The organism is Bacteroides fragilis NCTC 9343, from assembly GCF_000025985.1.
Taxonomy (GTDB): Bacteria; Bacteroidota; Bacteroidia; order Bacteroidales; family Bacteroidaceae; genus Bacteroides; species Bacteroides fragilis.
Map to the genome: position 1 here is coordinate 1 of NC_006873.1, position 15813 is coordinate 15813.

21 protein-coding genes are annotated in these 15813 nt (G+C 32.1%); 15 read left to right on the forward strand and 6 right to left on the reverse strand.

Annotated features, from left to right (window positions below):
• Positions 1–128: 128 nt before the first annotated feature.
• From BF9343_RS21315 to BF9343_RS21395, 15 genes are all read left to right on the forward strand, one after another.
• Entirely contained in the window at positions 129–722 is a 594-nt protein-coding gene (locus tag BF9343_RS21315; RefSeq protein ID WP_004295368.1) for a recombinase family protein, read from the forward strand.
• 424 nt (positions 723–1146) lie between these two features.
• Positions 1147–2157, forward strand: coding sequence for an ArdC family protein (locus BF9343_RS21320; RefSeq protein ID WP_005780952.1), 1011 nt, complete (start codon positions 1147–1149; stop codon positions 2155–2157).
• A gap of 1106 nt (positions 2158–3263) precedes the next feature.
• Positions 3264–3515, forward strand: a complete 252-nt coding sequence (locus tag BF9343_RS21330; protein WP_011264135.1) for a hypothetical protein — start codon at positions 3264–3266, stop codon at positions 3513–3515.
• A gap of 64 nt (positions 3516–3579) precedes the next feature.
• Entirely contained in the window at positions 3580–3798 is a 219-nt protein-coding gene (locus BF9343_RS21335) for a hypothetical protein (RefSeq protein ID WP_011264136.1), read from the forward strand.
• Between the two features lie 31 nt (positions 3799–3829).
• Positions 3830–4168: a hypothetical protein gene (locus tag BF9343_RS21340; protein ID WP_005812717.1), complete on the forward strand. Its 339-nt coding sequence runs from the start codon at positions 3830–3832 to the stop codon at positions 4166–4168.
• 24 nt (positions 4169–4192) lie between these two features.
• The gene (locus BF9343_RS21345) at positions 4193–4411 is read left to right on the forward strand and encodes a hypothetical protein (protein ID WP_011264137.1); all 219 of its coding nucleotides are present in this window, start codon (positions 4193–4195) and stop codon (positions 4409–4411) included.
• A gap of 17 nt (positions 4412–4428) precedes the next feature.
• Positions 4429–4737: a hypothetical protein gene (locus tag BF9343_RS21350; RefSeq protein ID WP_005812583.1), complete on the forward strand. Its 309-nt coding sequence runs from the start codon at positions 4429–4431 to the stop codon at positions 4735–4737.
• Between the two features lie 10 nt (positions 4738–4747).
• Positions 4748–4969 (forward strand): hypothetical protein, encoded by a 222-nt coding sequence (locus BF9343_RS21355; protein ID WP_011264138.1) that lies wholly within the window; start codon positions 4748–4750, stop codon positions 4967–4969.
• Between the two features lie 75 nt (positions 4970–5044).
• The gene (locus tag BF9343_RS21360; RefSeq protein ID WP_041926351.1) at positions 5045–5527 is read left to right on the forward strand and encodes a hypothetical protein; all 483 of its coding nucleotides are present in this window, start codon (positions 5045–5047) and stop codon (positions 5525–5527) included.
• Positions 5517–5729 carry a hypothetical protein gene (locus BF9343_RS21365; RefSeq protein ID WP_008765230.1) on the forward strand — a complete coding sequence of 71 codons (213 nt, stop codon included), beginning with the start codon at positions 5517–5519 and terminating at the stop codon, positions 5727–5729. Before BF9343_RS21360 ends, BF9343_RS21365 begins: the two co-directional genes overlap by 11 nt.
• A 163-nt stretch (positions 5730–5892) precedes the next feature.
• Entirely contained in the window at positions 5893–7050 is a 1158-nt protein-coding gene (locus BF9343_RS21375) for a replication initiation protein (RefSeq protein ID WP_008765232.1), read from the forward strand.
• A 1166-nt stretch (positions 7051–8216) separates the two neighbouring features.
• The gene (locus BF9343_RS21380) at positions 8217–8573 is read left to right on the forward strand and encodes a plasmid mobilization protein (RefSeq protein WP_007557662.1); all 357 of its coding nucleotides are present in this window, start codon (positions 8217–8219) and stop codon (positions 8571–8573) included.
• A gap of 434 nt (positions 8574–9007) precedes the next feature.
• A complete protein-coding gene (locus tag BF9343_RS21385) occupies positions 9008–10570 on the forward strand; it encodes a relaxase/mobilization nuclease domain-containing protein (protein WP_011264141.1) in 1563 nt (520 codons plus the stop codon).
• 15 nt (positions 10571–10585) lie between these two features.
• Positions 10586–11209 carry a ParA family protein gene (locus BF9343_RS21390; protein WP_011264142.1) on the forward strand — a complete coding sequence of 208 codons (624 nt, stop codon included), beginning with the start codon at positions 10586–10588 and terminating at the stop codon, positions 11207–11209.
• 58 nt (positions 11210–11267) lie between these two features.
• Positions 11268–11702 (forward strand): hypothetical protein, encoded by a 435-nt coding sequence (locus tag BF9343_RS21395; RefSeq protein WP_007557648.1) that lies wholly within the window; start codon positions 11268–11270, stop codon positions 11700–11702.
• Positions 11703–12008: 306 nt separating this feature from the next.
• Here the strand turns inward: BF9343_RS21395 and BF9343_RS21400 are convergent, their stop codons facing one another.
• The 6 genes from BF9343_RS21400 to BF9343_RS21425 all read right to left on the reverse strand — a co-directional run bounded on the left by BF9343_RS21400 (position 12009) and on the right by BF9343_RS21425 (position 15809).
• Positions 12009–12395: a helix-turn-helix domain-containing protein gene (locus tag BF9343_RS21400; protein WP_011264143.1), complete on the reverse strand. Its 387-nt coding sequence runs from the start codon at positions 12393–12395 to the stop codon at positions 12009–12011.
• The gene (locus BF9343_RS21405) at positions 12388–14343 is read right to left on the reverse strand and encodes a type IV secretory system conjugative DNA transfer family protein (protein WP_011264144.1); all 1956 of its coding nucleotides are present in this window, start codon (positions 14341–14343) and stop codon (positions 12388–12390) included. The genes BF9343_RS21400 and BF9343_RS21405 overlap by 8 nt, the downstream gene beginning before the upstream one ends.
• Before the next feature lie 3 nt (positions 14344–14346).
• Positions 14347–14571 (reverse strand): hypothetical protein, encoded by a 225-nt coding sequence (locus BF9343_RS21410; protein WP_008765235.1) that lies wholly within the window; start codon positions 14569–14571, stop codon positions 14347–14349.
• Between the two features lie 173 nt (positions 14572–14744).
• Positions 14745–15188, reverse strand: coding sequence for a hypothetical protein (locus tag BF9343_RS21415; RefSeq protein WP_041926350.1), 444 nt, complete (start codon positions 15186–15188; stop codon positions 14745–14747).
• Positions 15189–15267: 79 nt separating this feature from the next.
• Positions 15268–15540, reverse strand: coding sequence for a hypothetical protein (locus BF9343_RS21420; RefSeq protein WP_011264146.1), 273 nt, complete (start codon positions 15538–15540; stop codon positions 15268–15270).
• Positions 15531–15809, reverse strand: a complete 279-nt coding sequence (locus BF9343_RS21425; RefSeq protein ID WP_008765238.1) for an HU family DNA-binding protein — start codon at positions 15807–15809, stop codon at positions 15531–15533. The genes BF9343_RS21420 and BF9343_RS21425 overlap by 10 nt, the downstream gene beginning before the upstream one ends.
• Positions 15810–15813 lie beyond the last annotated feature (4 nt).

Sequence of the window (15813 nt, forward strand, 5' to 3'; positions counted from 1 at the left end):
TTTCATTAATCGACCCTTTTTCTGTACTTTTGATTTATAATAATACTAGAAGTAATAACAGGGGAAAAAGCCCTAGTTTAAAATAGTTTTGCGAATAGTTGAATTTATGAAACTTGGATTTAAATAAAATGGAGATAATAGGCTACGCTCGTGTTTCAACGAGGGAACAGAATTTAGATTTGCAGCTAGATGCTTTAAAAGAAGCCGGATGCAAACTTATATTTGAGGAAAAAGTATCAGGAGTAAAGGATAGACCCGAATTAGATAAAGCCCTTGCATATTTGCGAGAAGGTGATACTTTTGTTATCTGGAAGCTAGATAGATTAGGACGTTCTTTGAAAGATTTAGTTTATATAGTTGATTGTTTGCAGAAAAGAAAAGTTGCATTCAAAAGCATAGTTGATGGTATTGATACTAATAGTGCTTTAGGAAGATGTCAATTTGGAATTTTTGCTTCATTGGCTGAATATGAACGTGAAATAATAGTAGAACGAACTAGGGCTGGATTACAAGCTGCAAAAGAACGAGGGAAACTTACGGGACGACCTATAGGGTTATCGGAAGATGCAAAGAGAAAAGCTATAGCAGCAAAGCGTTTATATGAAAATCGGGATTATTCTATAGATGAAATATGTAGAATTTTACACATTGGAAGTAAGGCTACTTTGTATAGGTATTTACGTTATGAAAAAGTAAGATTGATGAATAGAAGAAATAAATAGGGCGTTACCTTTCAGGTCGGGCTTTTCGCTGCAAGTCCTCGCTACGCTGTGGGCTTTCCGCTGCAAGTCCTAACGCATTTTCCCACCCACCCTTCTAAGGTATATCCAATGCTTTGCTTTTTTCACCGCTTCTATGAAGCACCTACAAAGGCAAGGCATTGGATATTCGGTTTTATAGACTTCATGTTCCCTAAAGGGAATATTCCGTTTATAAAACCTTATCTCTCACCCAAAATATATAAAACTTTAGGGAAAAGATAATACGTTAAAAACCAGCCAATTATAAACTATTTTTAACAAAGATAATTGTCTTATTATTTGCGACATTTATAGAAAATTACTATCTTTGAGTATTGAAAATAAAGAGATAAATAAACTTTTAAAGCTGGTTTGGCTGCCAGTATAAAGAACAGCAAACAAAATTATGAAATCTACTTTTGATAAAAATGCAGAGAAGTTTGTAAACCTTATGGTTGAAAAAATTGAAAGTTTGTCTATGAATTGGCAAAAACCTTGGTTCTCTAAAGTCAACTCTAAACAGAACTTTTTACCACAAAATTTAACAGGTCGTACTTATAGTGGTGGAAACGCTTTTTTACTTTATTTTTTGTGTGAAAAATATAATTATCAAACTCCTGTTTTTTTGACATTCAATCAAGCACGAAACGAAGGTATTAATGTTCTAAAAGGTGCTGTTGCTTTTCCTGTTTATTATACATTATTTTGTGCTTATCATCGTCAGACAAATGAAAAAATTTCATATGATGAATATAACAAATTATCAGAAGAAGAACAAAAAGAATACCGTTTAGCAGCTTATACAAAATATTTCCAAGTTTTTAATTTAGACCAAACAAACTTTGCGGAAAAATATCCCAATAGATGGGATATATTAAAGGCTAAATTTTCAGGAGAGGAACAGCCACAAGAAGAGAAAGAAATGTATGTAAATCCAATACTTGATGAAATGAATAAGAATCAAAATTGGGTATGTCCTATTCAAACGGTTTCTAGTGATAGTGCGTTTTATTCAATATCAAATGATAGCATTACTTTACCTTTAAAGAGCCAATTTAAGGACGGAGAAAGTTTTTATGGTACAGAATTACATGAAATGGGACATAGTACAGGTGTTAAAAATAGACTAAATCGAAAAGGATTTTATGAAAATGATAAATTCAATTATGGGCGTGAAGAACTTGTAGCAGAATTAATATCGGCTTTGTCTGGTGTATATTTGGGTATTTCTGTAACCGTCAGAGAAGAAAATGCGGCTTATTTAAAATCATGGTGCAAAGCAATAAAAGAAGAACCTAAATTTTTATTTACTGTATTGGCAGATGCTATTAAAGGTAGTAAATTCATAGCCCAGCATCTAAATATAAGGCTAGATGTGGAAGAAGTTGAAGAAGAGAAAAATACAAAGGTTGCTTAAAGGTTCCTTCCCCCCTCATTGGGGGGAGTTCTTTTTTCAAACGCCAAAAAAGAACCAAAAAGGCTTAATCGCTTCACTTTGTTACGCTCCAATAGTTTTGCTATCAGTAAACCCACCCACCCTTCTAAGGTATGTTTCTTTATCCCTTCTGCAATCCTTAGTAAAGTTCCACTACCTTTTAGGTAACTCCACTTTAGTAAGCATTGCAGAAGCGGAAACATGACGCAAATTAAAATACATTCTCACTTTGAGAATACATTTTAATGCGTCTTGTAGTCTAACCCAATAAGAACTATAGGGAAAGAAATTGATACCGTACTTTTCGGAGTTCCGGCACTGATGGGCAAACATGGCATGATGAAATGATACCGAATTATCATTCCTGGCACACCCTGCAGAACGACCTTTTGATACCAAATACAAAAAGTAGCCGGAAGCCGGACGCAAAAAATTGATACCATAAAACATTAGGGAAAAAGAACAGGAACAAAATATCATATTATATATATAAATAATATATGAATATATAATATATAAACAAACAATATATAATATGTGATTAACACGCTCCACTTCCAGAGTTCCAGAAAGAGCAACACGAAAAATCTTCTTTTCCCTAAAGTTCCTTGTGTCGTTTCTCTCTATACCTGAATACAGGAAAACGGCTGCATCATAAAAGAAAAGACACCGACACCATTCAGGAACTACCGCCCATCGGCAAAAGGATTGCATCTAATTGATACCTTTTCTGCCAGCATTGGAGAGAAACCGGGAAAGAAATTGATACCGTACTTTTCCCGGTTCTACCGGACATGGACGATAAGAGAACATTATTATGATACCAAAACTTTAGGGAAAAATAAAACTTCGGCAATCTATAAGGCTAAAACTATTTTTAACTAAAATAATTGTCCTATTATTTGCGACATTTATAGAAAATCACTATCTTTGAGTATTGAAAATAAAGAGATAAACAAACCTTTAAAGCTGGTTTGGCTGCCAGTATAAAGAACAGCAAACAAAATTATGAAACATTGCTTCTTAAATCCATTTCGTAGCCAACTGTTAGGGCTATTTTTCAGTATTAATTCATTAATCATTTTTTTATGAAAAAAGAGTTTACATTACGCTTAGACGATGCAGCCTGTGCAGAGTTAGAAAATCTAAAAAAATTATCTGGTGAAAAAACAGATGCTAAAGCTATTAGATTTGCTATTCAGAATTATGCAACTTTGAATGATAGGTATATTGAAACACAACGGCAAATAAGAACGTGGAAAGATAAATATGCAGCGTTAAATAAAGCTGTTGATGATTACTTGTCTTCTTTTGAAGCATTGAAGAAAGCTACAGATTAATAGTCAATTATTAGAAATGTGAAAGGATTAATTTATGATTTAGTAATTAACGTAAAACAAAGATATGAATAAAAGAACAATGCAAATAGATGCTATCGGTCCGGTTGAAGGAACTGAATTGATGAAATGTAAATTGTATATTGATGGTCGTGTGTGTGTCATCGGAATGTCACAGTATGACTATGAAGAGCTAATTCGTGAGAAAGTGTTTATCCGCGATGGAAAGAGTGTTGATTCTGCTGGTGTGATAAACACGACTAACACTTTCGTTGAAGAAGATTAATATTCAAAATCCAAAAGAAAGGAACAATATTATGGCATTAGACAAAGACTCTGTAAAGTTAGGTATTAGCATCCTTAAAAAGATAAATAAGGGTGCAAATGTAGTGAAGTATGAGAATTATGACCGTAAAACCTCATACGTAGATACAGATAAAATATTTTGTGTCGATGAAAAGTATGACAACGGGTATGAGAACGTCATCACTAACATTGAGAACATGACCGATGAACAAATGGAGTTATGGGAGGAATTGAAAGGCAAAGTTCCCAATAGCTCATTCATGGATAAACTGGAGGAAAAACATTATCCTTCTTATAAGCAGTGGATGAATGAGAAGGATAGAAATATCACTCGTATCGGGTGGTTTTGATTCAAAACAGAAAGGAGCTAAATCATGGCAAAGACAACAACATTCAAGACTCTTATTACAGGTGATATATTTCGATTTTCGGATGAAGAAACTGTTTATCTTGTATGCTACAACAAGAATTTCATTATAGGAAATAATGTGATTGAAGAGGTTGAAAGACCAAATATTAGGCAAAATATCACTCCATTTATGATGGATAGAGAAGTTGTAAAATTCCTTGATGATGAAGTTACCCATGTTTAACGTAAAACAGTACAGTAATGAACAAAAATATAATCATAAAGAAAGAGAAGCCTATCTGTCAGTTAGATGGGCTTCCGGGAGTAAAAAGACGTAAGGTTGATGCGTATAGTATCAATAATACAAGTGACATTGAATCAACCATCGAACTGGGATATGCGTGTACTTCTGCCGGAGATAATGGAGCTATAAATGTTTGGAAGGATGATGCAGGAATTATTCGCGGTGAATTAATGCGGTACTGTGTAACTGTTGAAAAAAGAACGTTTACCAGCTATGCAGAAGTGGAAAAATGCGTTAGTGATTGGCTTGAAAGGATTAACCCATAACAGTACAGAAATGAAACGGAAATATTTAGCAATTGAAATTCGTGGTGAAATATTCGTTATGAATGATAATGATGAATTAGGAGGACTGATAGATAATGATGTCCCGTTTACGGTTATTGGTCATGTATGCACCGAAGAATGTAATACAACATGCTTACATTACCGTCAAGGTACGTGTCCCTGTAAAATCATGAAAGATACTTTTGGTAAAGTAATTCATGTTTTTGTGTGATTTAAAACAAGTACAGTTATGAGTAAATATAAGATTGGCGATAAATGACTATAATTTTATCGAATTGTGTTAAATGTGTCATATAATAAAAATATAGATAGAATGTTTATTGAATATAAGGTATATCGTAAGATGTCAGATTGGAAGCCTTTTATATCTAGGGATGAACTTCCTTCTTGTCAGATGATGGGAAAGAAAAAGTTTGTAGGGAAAAAAGCGAAAATAGAGGCTGTTTATAGGCTTACTGGGAAACGTTTGTCAGAAGACTATACAACAGAACAGATAAATAATTATCTTACTGTAGAGCTTTTTAATACATCTTTATGGCATAAATATAGAAAGATTTACAATGAGGTTTCTAATGAAAAAGAAGTTGTTGTTGAGAATTATAATTATCAATATACATTAGTTGTGGAGCTAGAGGATAAGTCAAATCCATTATTGGATGAAGAGAAAATTATACATTTTATCTTATGTGAATTGTTTGGGACTCCTTGTGAAATGTATAAAGGATTGAAAAATCCGATAATTTCTTTACGAAAAGATTATGATAGATAAAGCAAAAACATTAGATGAATGCTTTAAGGAATTAATCCTTAAAAGAGGTTGGGCTAAAAATAGTCCATATGACCGACGAACTGCATCAAGGCATAAAAAGCAATTCCTTGAAGGCTCGTTGCCCGATGAATTTAAAAGAGTATATTTGCAAAGTGCTGGTTATACAATAGTACAGCCGGAGCTTTGGCGACAGGAATTATAGAAACAGGGAAAATGGATTGGAGGAACATAATAAGAAATCTGTTAGGAGTTATCATTACTATTTTTAGAATGATTCTCATAGGGTTATTTTATATAGCCAAGTTTATGTTAATATTCTTCATTCTACTTTTTTTTGGAGTATTAATCAGTCAAAATAAAAAACGATGGTAAATAGAGAAATAAAAGTTCGAAAACGTGCGGTTAAAGAAGAAAAAGAGGAAATAGACGGTGAGATAGTTAGAATTAGAAAAGGGCATCCTCGTACAAATCTTCCAGTAGAACTTCCTGAAAATCCCACATGGTTGAAACAGCCTAATGTGGTTACATTAATGGCTGGTGATTTCAAGACAGTACAGATTAGAATCTTAATTGCTGTTATAGAAAAATTACAGAATGTCATAGAATTAAGTATTCAGCATATAGATAAATATGGTACATCTATTCCATGTGAGCAATTATCCTTATTTCAAGAATATTCAGACCGTATAAGAGTAGATATTGCCTACCGGGATTTGGGTGTTAGTCCGGACCAATACAAAGAAGTAAAAAGTATGGTTCGTAAATTAATCAGTATTCCTGTAGAGTTTGACGTTAAAGATCCGATAACAGGTGAGGAAAGTTGGGCTATAACAGGTTTATTCACAAAGGCTAATATTCCTAAAACTCCTTATTCAAGAGGCTTCTCTTTAGAAATGGATAGAGAGGTAGCTAAAGTATTTATAAATGTTGATAGAGGTTTTACACGTTATATAAAAGAAATAGCTTTAAGAGCACAAAGTAGATATACAATTAGAATGTATATGTTGATTAGCTCATGGAAAGAAAAAGGTGGTTTTTCTATTTATGTGGATAGATTTAGGAAATTCTTAAAACTAGAGGATAAATACCCCGAATTTAAAGATTTGTATAAACGTGTAATACGTCCTGTTTACGATGATTTGTTTGAACAGGCTGATTGTTGGTTTGAAATGGCAGAAGTTTATCGTAATTCAGGAGATAGCCAACCCTATAAACTTAATTTCAAGGTTATTAAATCTGCATTATCAAAGAAGGAAGAAGATTTGTTAAAAGGACAAAAGAAGATGATAACGAACTTTTGTACGTTGCATTTTGCAATGCAGGACGAACATTTACAGCAGTTTATTCCACATATCACCTTGAATAATCATGCAGCAGTGTTAAATAAGATGCTTTATTTAGGCGAATATATTAGAGAGAATTGGAATAAGATTTCAAATAAAGCCGAATATTGTTTGGCGGTTTTATTAAAAGAGGTAGAAACGCTTCCCGGAATAATAGGAGAAGAAAAAGAAAATGAATAAAAGTTGGGTTTTTGTCCCTATGAAGGGTATAAAAGTTGGGTTTTTGTCCCTAGAAAGTTGGGTTTTTGTCCCTAGAAAGTTGGGTTTTTGTCCCTAGAAAGTTGGGTTTTTGTCCCTAACTTTTTATCTCTGTGCGCTGATTTTTAAGTAGTTATCTATCAATATTTTAAGGTACTACTATCACTAGCTGATTAAATAAAACTTGATAATCCTACCTAACACAAAAAAGGAATTTTTCTTATTACATAAACCCATAGAAAAGGAACTTTTCTTATTTTCTTAACACAAACTTTAGGGAAAAGAACATCCATTAACAAAAAAAAGTCCTATGTGATATAACTACTCAAACGAAAGTTGGGTTTTTGTCCCTATCTAAAAAAAGCATATTTTAAAAAGTTGGGTTTTTGTCCCTATGCTTTTTTGATATACTAAAAGGAAAGGAATTGATACCATCCTTTTTCTGGTTCCGGTACTGATGGGCGTATATAGCATGATGAAATGATACCGAATTATCCCACTCGATAGGTTCTGCAGAGCGACCTTTTGATACCAAATACAAAAAACTGCTGGAAGTCGGCCGCAAAAAATTGATACCATAAAACATTAGGGAAAAAGAAGAGAAACAAAATAGCATATTATATATATAAATAATACATGAATATATAATATATAAACAAACAATATATAATATATAAACAAACAATATATAATATGTGATTAACACGCTCCACTTCCAGAGTTCCAGAAAGAGCAACACGAAAAATCTTCTTTTCCCTAAAGTTCCTTGTGTCGTTTCTCTCTATATCTGAATACATGAAAACGGCTGCATCATAAAAGAAACGATACCGACACCATTCAGGAACTATCGCCCATCAGCAAAAGGATTTCATCTAATTGATACCTTTTCTGCTAGTACTGGAGAGAAACCGGGAAAGTATTTGATACCGTACTTTTCCCGGTTCTCCCGGACATGGACGAAGAGAAAACATTTCTAATTGTATTCTTTTCCCTTTTGTTTGGCAGGGTGTTTAGAAATTTATATATTTGCGTTTGTAGAAATTAATAGCAAGATGTGTTTTTGTGTCCACAAAAACCAAATCTTGCCTGATAAATCAGGAGTTTAGCCCCCTCGCAACTTGGGGGCATATATTATTTAGTATCATAGTATGAAAGCAAATAAAAGAGATAGAATAGTGAAAGTTCGCTTAACGAATTTAGAATATGAAGAACTAACTAAAGCTTCTAAATCTAGCAAATGTATGTCAGATTATTTTAGACAGAGAGTCTTTAGGAAAGGAGTTGGTCTTATTGACCCTAAAGAATTTATTCGTTCGATGGATGAAATTTGTTTGGAAATGAAACGTATAGGAAATAATATAAATCAGTTGGCTAGGTATGTAAATATTCATAAGGAAGAAGTTAATCAAGAGGTTCTTAATGAGGTAGAAAAGAAAATGGCAGACTATGTAATTATGCAAGATAAATTGAATGTTACTTGGCGTAAGTTGATGTCAATCAAATAATATATGTATATATAATATTGATATATATAATTTTAGTGATAAAGACAGCGTTACTATTTCTTTTCCCTAAAGTTCCTTGTGTCGTTTCTCTCTATACTTGAATACAGGAAAACGGCTGCATCATAAAAGAAAAGACACCGACACCATTCAGGAACTACCGCCCATCGGCAAAAGGATTCCATCTAATTGATACCTTTTCTGCCTGCACTGGAGAGAAACTGGGAAGGTATTTGATACCGTACTTTTCCGGGTTCTGCCCGGCATGGACGATAAGAGAACATTATTATGATACCAAAAAACTTTAGGGAAAAATATTATATATATAAATAATATATGAATATATAATATTTGTATATTTATTATATGAATAAATTATATTGAAATATTCTTTTATTGAATATTTGTTTGTATATTTGCGGTGTGAAGTTATAAATATGGTAGTAGTAGTTTTAAAAGCGGCAACTTCTTTCGCTGGTATTGATTATAATGAGCGAAAGAATGAGGAAGGCAAGAGTGAACTTCTTGTTGCAGAAAATTTTGCTATGAATCCAGATAATTTGAAGAAGTCGGATTATATAGCTTATATGGAATCTGTCTGTAGGACTAATCCAGCGGTCAAGGCAAAACAATTTCATGCAGTGATTTCATGTAAGGGGCGTGAATATTCGGCAGAGGATTTGAAAAATGTAGCTTTGCAATATATAAATAAAATGGGTTATGGAAATAATCCTTATATGATATATTTTCATTCTGATACAGAAAATAATCATGTACATATTGTTTCTACACGAGTACAGAAGAACGGACAGAAGGTAAAAGATAATATGGAAGCTGTGCGCTCACAGAAAGTCATAAATCAAATAATGAATGTTGATTTAGCTTTGAAGGCTAAAGATAATATTTCAAAATACATGGAGTTTTCTTTTTCTACAGTGCAGCAATATAAGTTGTTACTTGAACAATCAGGATGGAAATTAAGAGAAAAGGATGGATTATTAATTTTGTATAAGGGTGGTGAAAAGCACGCTTCAATTCAATTAGAGCAGATAAAAGATAAAGCTAAACAATATACACCTGATGAAGAAAGAAGAAAACAGATAACAGCTCTTTTATTTAAATATAAGCAAGGACTTTCCTATACAGAACTTCAAACTTTGATGAAAGATAAGTTTGGTATAAATTTAGTCTTTCATACAGGAAAAGGACATACTAAACCTTATGGATATACATTAATTGATTATAGAAATAAGAGAGTTTTGAAAGGTGGGGAAGTTATGGATTTGAAGGAACTTTTAGTAGAGCCTAATAAACAAGCAAAAGTTGAACACTGTAATAGTATAATTAATCTTCTTTTGAAAGATGGAACAAAATATACAATGGATAGTTTCAAGAAATTAATGTTAGATTACGGTTATAGGTTTTCAATGAATGGCACAATATTTATAAATGGTGATGATAAGGCTTTATTGGTTCTTGATAAAAAACTGTTGAAAGAACTTAGATATAATAGCAGAGTGTATGAAGCAAATAAATTTAATGTTGCTACACTTAAAGAAGCCGAGTTGTTAAGTAGAATTTATCATGTGAAAAAAGATGATATTTTGATTCAAGAGCATATGGATAAAAAAAATACTGTCTATTCTGATATGATAAATAGTTATTTGGCTCATAGTTCAGATTTACATTCTACATTAAGAGAAAAAGGAATTCTTTTTGTTGAAGATGATAATTTAGTTTATCTAATAGATAAAAAGAATAAAGTAATCGTAAGTACTGATGATTTAGGAATCAATATTATAAAAGATGGCTATAGTAAAGATAGGATTACTCTAGTTACTCTTGATAAGATGGAAAGAATAACTGTTGAACAAGATTCAGAACTGGCAAGGGGATTTAATCTGATTGATGCTATTTGTGATATTCTTAGCCAGCATATAAATGTACAGCAAGATAAATCTCCTAATAGGAAAAAGAAAAGAGGACAGCAACAAAATTAATAAATATAATAAGATATGATAATATTATTTGGGAATCAGAAAGGCGGTTGTGGTAAAACGACTAATTGCATACAATTTGCCAACTATCTAGTAGAAAAAGGAAAAGAAGTTCTAGTATTGGATTTAGATTTTCAGCGTTCATTATCGGATAGAAGAAAAGAAGATATTGCGACCTATGATAATGAACCTAAATATGAGGTTATACAAACCGATATATCTAATGTTGCTAAAATTATTAGTGATTTTACTAAGGTTGAGCAAGGAAATCTATTAATAGATTTGCCTGGTAAGATTGATGATGATGCTCTGGGAACTATTCTTAAAGCTGCGGATATAATAATATGCCCATTTAAATACGATAAATTTACAATGGATAGTACAGGTTTTTTTATCCAAGTGTTACAGTATTTAAATGTAAAAGCCAAAATATTCTTTTTACCTAACAATATGAGAGCTGCGGTAAGATATGAAACAAAAGAACAGGTAGTTGATATTCTTAAGCAAGTTGGTTTTGTTACAGATGAAATACCAGCTTCTGTTGCTATGGAACGTATAAATACATTAACAATTAGTAATGAGTGTATTGATAAGGTGAAGAATGCTTATGATTATATCATTCAAGAAGGAGCAATAAAATAAAATATTCTTTTAATAGATATTTGTTATAAAGTTATTTATTTATTGTATATATTTGCACATGGCTGATAAATTAAGGAAAAAGCAAAATGAAGGTATTTCTAGTGTTCTGGAAATAGCTAAAATGATAAGAGGTGAAGAATTGCATGGGAGTAGTATAAATGAAGCTCCTATTCAAGAAGCTAAATATGAAGTTGAAGAGGAGAAAGAACCACTTCATGTAGAAATGGAAACAACTTCTTCGGAAGTTTTTAATTTTAATGGCTCTAGTGAAATGGATTTGACGGACTTATTAGAGTACATTAAAGGAAAAAATTATAATTGCAAGGAAGTTTTATATGTTGATACAGATGTAAAAGAGGTGTTTGGGTTGCTCAAAGCTAAAGCCAAAATACCTATTTCATCTTTAGTTTCGTTTATTTTGGAAGATTGGTTAACTAAACACCGTAGCGACATAAGTTCTTTGATTAAGCAAAAAAAGAACCGTTTTCTTTAGTACAGAAAAAGGGTCGTTTTGTGAAACATGAAACAAAAGATTTGAATTAGCCTAGTTGATAGAAGCTTCTTTTCTTTTTGTTGCTTTTATGGTATCAATTTTTTGCGGCCGGCTTCCAACTGTTTTTTGTATTTGGTATCAAAAGGTCGTTCTACAGAACGTATCGAGTGTGATAATTCGGTATCATTTCATCATGCTATATTCGCCCATCAGTGCCGGAACCCCAAAAGAATAGGTATCAGGTTCTTTAAAGTAATATTGAAAAATAAAAGAGAGTATTTATACTCTCTTTTATTTTATTATATATTATGGCTGTAATAAATTGATGGCTTTTTGAAGATTCGCTTCTAGCTCTTTTTTAGCGTTTGACATAGCATTTTCATAGTTTTTTTCTGATTGTCTAATGATTTCTATTATTACAGAATTATAATTAGCTTTTTGTGCTTCATCTTCTTCTGTATTAGAAATCAGATAAAACTTTTCACTGAATATTAAATCTATAAAAACATAGTTAGAATAAAAATTCAGCACTTGAAATAAAAGTTTTAGGCTGCCGCCTTTTCCTAATTCAAGATTTGAAATTGCATTTTGTTTACAGTTTAGCTGTTCAGCTAATTGAGCTTGGGAATATCCTACATGCTCTCGGATTTGTTTTAACCTTGTACCTAAAACTGGCAATGTAATGTTATACATATTGTTCTATTACTGTTTCTACTTCGTCGTATATTCTCTTAAAGTTCTTTTGCAGTAATTTCTCTCTATTATCTGCTGTTCCAAAGTTATATACTTTTGGCAGTTCTTTATAGGCTTCTTCTTCTTTCTTAATTTTTTTTAAATCTAAATTGGTTTTGCAATGGTACGTTGCTGTTGGAAAATTATCTTCTTGTCCGAAATCTAATGCAACTTGCCCAACTAATGTACCAGCCTGTAATGAAGAAATTTTGGATGCCGGGATAACAAAATCCATTTGTTCATTCATATTAATTGTTGTTTCGTTTCTTCTGATGGTAACACCTTCTTTTACTTGTTTAACTTTTCCAAATAGTTTTTGTAGCCAATCTAGAGTTTCAGGAGCTTTTGCTTGCCCGGATAGAGTGTTACCTATAATTGAGGTAATAGTTTTTGCAGTAGCTTTGCCGTATTGTTCTTCTAATTGCGGTAGTTCTTGTAACCCCAAACAAATTGAAACCTTATTACTACGTGCAGTAGAAAGTAGTGTTGCGAGTTGATAAAAATATAATGTGGGACATTCATCTACTATGATTGAAGTAGGATAGTTACCTTTTGTATTGACTAGTCTAGTTAATCGGTTAATGATAAGTGCATTTAAAGCACTATTCATACTTTGCGTTTTAGGATTGTTTGCTATGATGAGATAACTTGGGTCCGTTTTATCTGATACTTTTAAATTGAAATCATTGCCACTAAATACCCAAAAAGATTCTTTAGTGGCCAGCCTTGATAACTGTACTTTTAGACTTGCCATCTGTCCTTCTAATTGGTCCACTGCTCCTGATTTATACGCAGCTTCAAATGGGGAAACTAGTGACTTTAATTCAGGTTCGGAAAAAAGAACTTTAAATAGTACATCATATTCTTGATTAAGGAAAGCTAGTACATGCGGTAAATCTGAATATTTGCCATTCTCGTATCTAGACCAAAAATAAATAGAAGCTGCTAACAAGTTTACTGCTGATGTTTTAAAAAAATCGCTATTACCTCCGCTTCCTTTATCTCCTTTTTGTAAACTCTCATATAATGCTTCTGCAGTTTCTGTTGCATCTGCTAGGATTTCTATATATTCTCGTTTCAATGGATTTATTCTTCTACTATATTCAATATCAGAAAAATTAATGACATTGAACTTGAAATTATTTGGTATTTTCCCTAATTGCTTATTCTTTTGATAATTATAATATGCAATTTTGGCAAGTTCAGGAAATTTGAAGTCGTAAACAACTTCTGCAAATCCTTTAGCTGAATGCTGTCTTATAAAAGAATTTATAACAGAAAAAGATTTACCACTTCCGGGCGTTCCTATTACAAAAGTTCCACGAAAACAGTTACATATATTCAGCCATCCATTATGCCACTTTCTATTGTAGAAAAACTTCATCGGAATATTGACAGAGTATTCTGTTTCTACCTTGTTTTTAGATTGTTCAAAACTTTCATTCTCTATATTAAATCTATCTTTCATAAAGTTTGATTTAATACGTTTGGAAATGTTATCTAGAGCTGAATTTATTAATATAGCTCCAATTATTGATAGTATAATGTAAGCTATATTATACCATTCTAAACCATTTTCTCCTTTTTCTTTAAAGAAAAGAAAGCATACACTTCCAAAGAACATAATGAATCCAAAAATTAAAGGAAAAATGATTTGTTTAGTTGGGTCTAATTCTAAATCCTTTTTTGAACGTGTTCCAATACAAGTAACCATTATAATAAAGAATGTAAATAACTTGCTATAAAGAATATTAGAATAGATAGGTATTTTTGCCAACTTTGATAAAAAAGGTGTAATATTTTCACTAAAGGGAAAATGAACAAATAGTAGAATCTCTATGCAAACTGTTATATAAATGAATGCTTGCATGAATCCATAAAGCTTTTGCAATTCTTTACTTTCTTCCATGACTTAATCGGGTATTTTAACTTTTTCAGGTTCCTCACATTGAAAAGCCTTGAAATCTTCTATAGCTAATTTCAAGTCTTCTAAAAAAATGCTATTGCAACCTTTTTCTACTGCTATCTGGTAATATGCTTCCATCGTTTGGACGGAACAAATATCTGTTCCGCATATTACGAAAGCCGGAATGTCTTCTAATAGACATTTGTGTAATAATCTTTTTTGGTCTTTCATCTTATTAATTCAAATGAAAATACCACTCTTTTATGTCATAAGAGTGGTATTGTTTTTTATTTTTGGTATCATAATAATGTTCTCTTATCGTCCATGCCGGGCAGAACCCGGAAAAGTACGGTATCAAATTCCTTCCCGGTTTCTCTCCAGTACTGGTGGAAAAGGTATCAGTTCTACTGATACTTTTCCTGTCCGAAGATATATTGAACCACTGCATAATTTTCACCACTGTCAGACTTATGCAGCTTATCATCAATAAACATTTTTACTTCTACTTTCTTTGGTAACTGTAAATTTTCAAGGTTTTCTTTATCTCTAGGTACAGGGTAGGCAGATAGCCATAAATATGTTCCTTGTTTGGCTTCTTGTTCAAATGTAAATGGACTTTCTACAACAATTTCTTTTGCTGCTTTTTCTGGGCTTTCAGAAGAAAAATCTACTCCTACGGTATAGAGTACTAAGAGTTTGAAATTTTCTGGATCACTAACAGTGGCTTCATAACGTACTTTTCCTGTATCTCCTGTAGGTGGAGTATCAGGGTCGTTGTTATCGTCTTTACTGCATCCAGATAACATAAGGCTTAAACCAATCATTACTAATGATAAATACTTTTTCATATTGTTTCCTTTAAATAGTTGATAATTCGATGTGCAAATATACAATAAATAAATGGCATGGCTACAGCGTTCATTTCTATTAAATCGTTGATAATTCAATATGTATCGTTCCATTTACAGCATTATATGATACTTCCTCAATATTGGTGAACCGTCTTATTGATTCTTTCCATTCTTCTGTTTGTGGATTGTGAGGATATTGTTCTTCTAATAGACCTATCAAATTATTTATTTGTTTGTCAGATAGATAAATTTTTTCTCCAACCCTTGGAACTACAGGCAAATGGATTGGTATGGAAATATTATTCACGTCATCTATGGGAATATGGATGTTTATTTCTATCATAGCCATTTCATATTAAGTACATTTTTGGAAGGCTTGAATTTAACAACTTCCTTTTCTGGAACTTCTACAGGTTCTCCAGTTGCCGGATTTCTAGCTATCCGAGCTGGCTGAATAATTTTCTTGAAAGTGCCAAAATCTTTTATAGAAACATCTTTTTCTCTTAGATTTTGAGATAATTCTTTGAAAAAACTATCTATTATTTCTGCTACTTCTTTTGTTGGCTTATTTGCCTTTTCAGCAACCATTTTGATTAAATCAGTCTTATTCATTTGCATATCA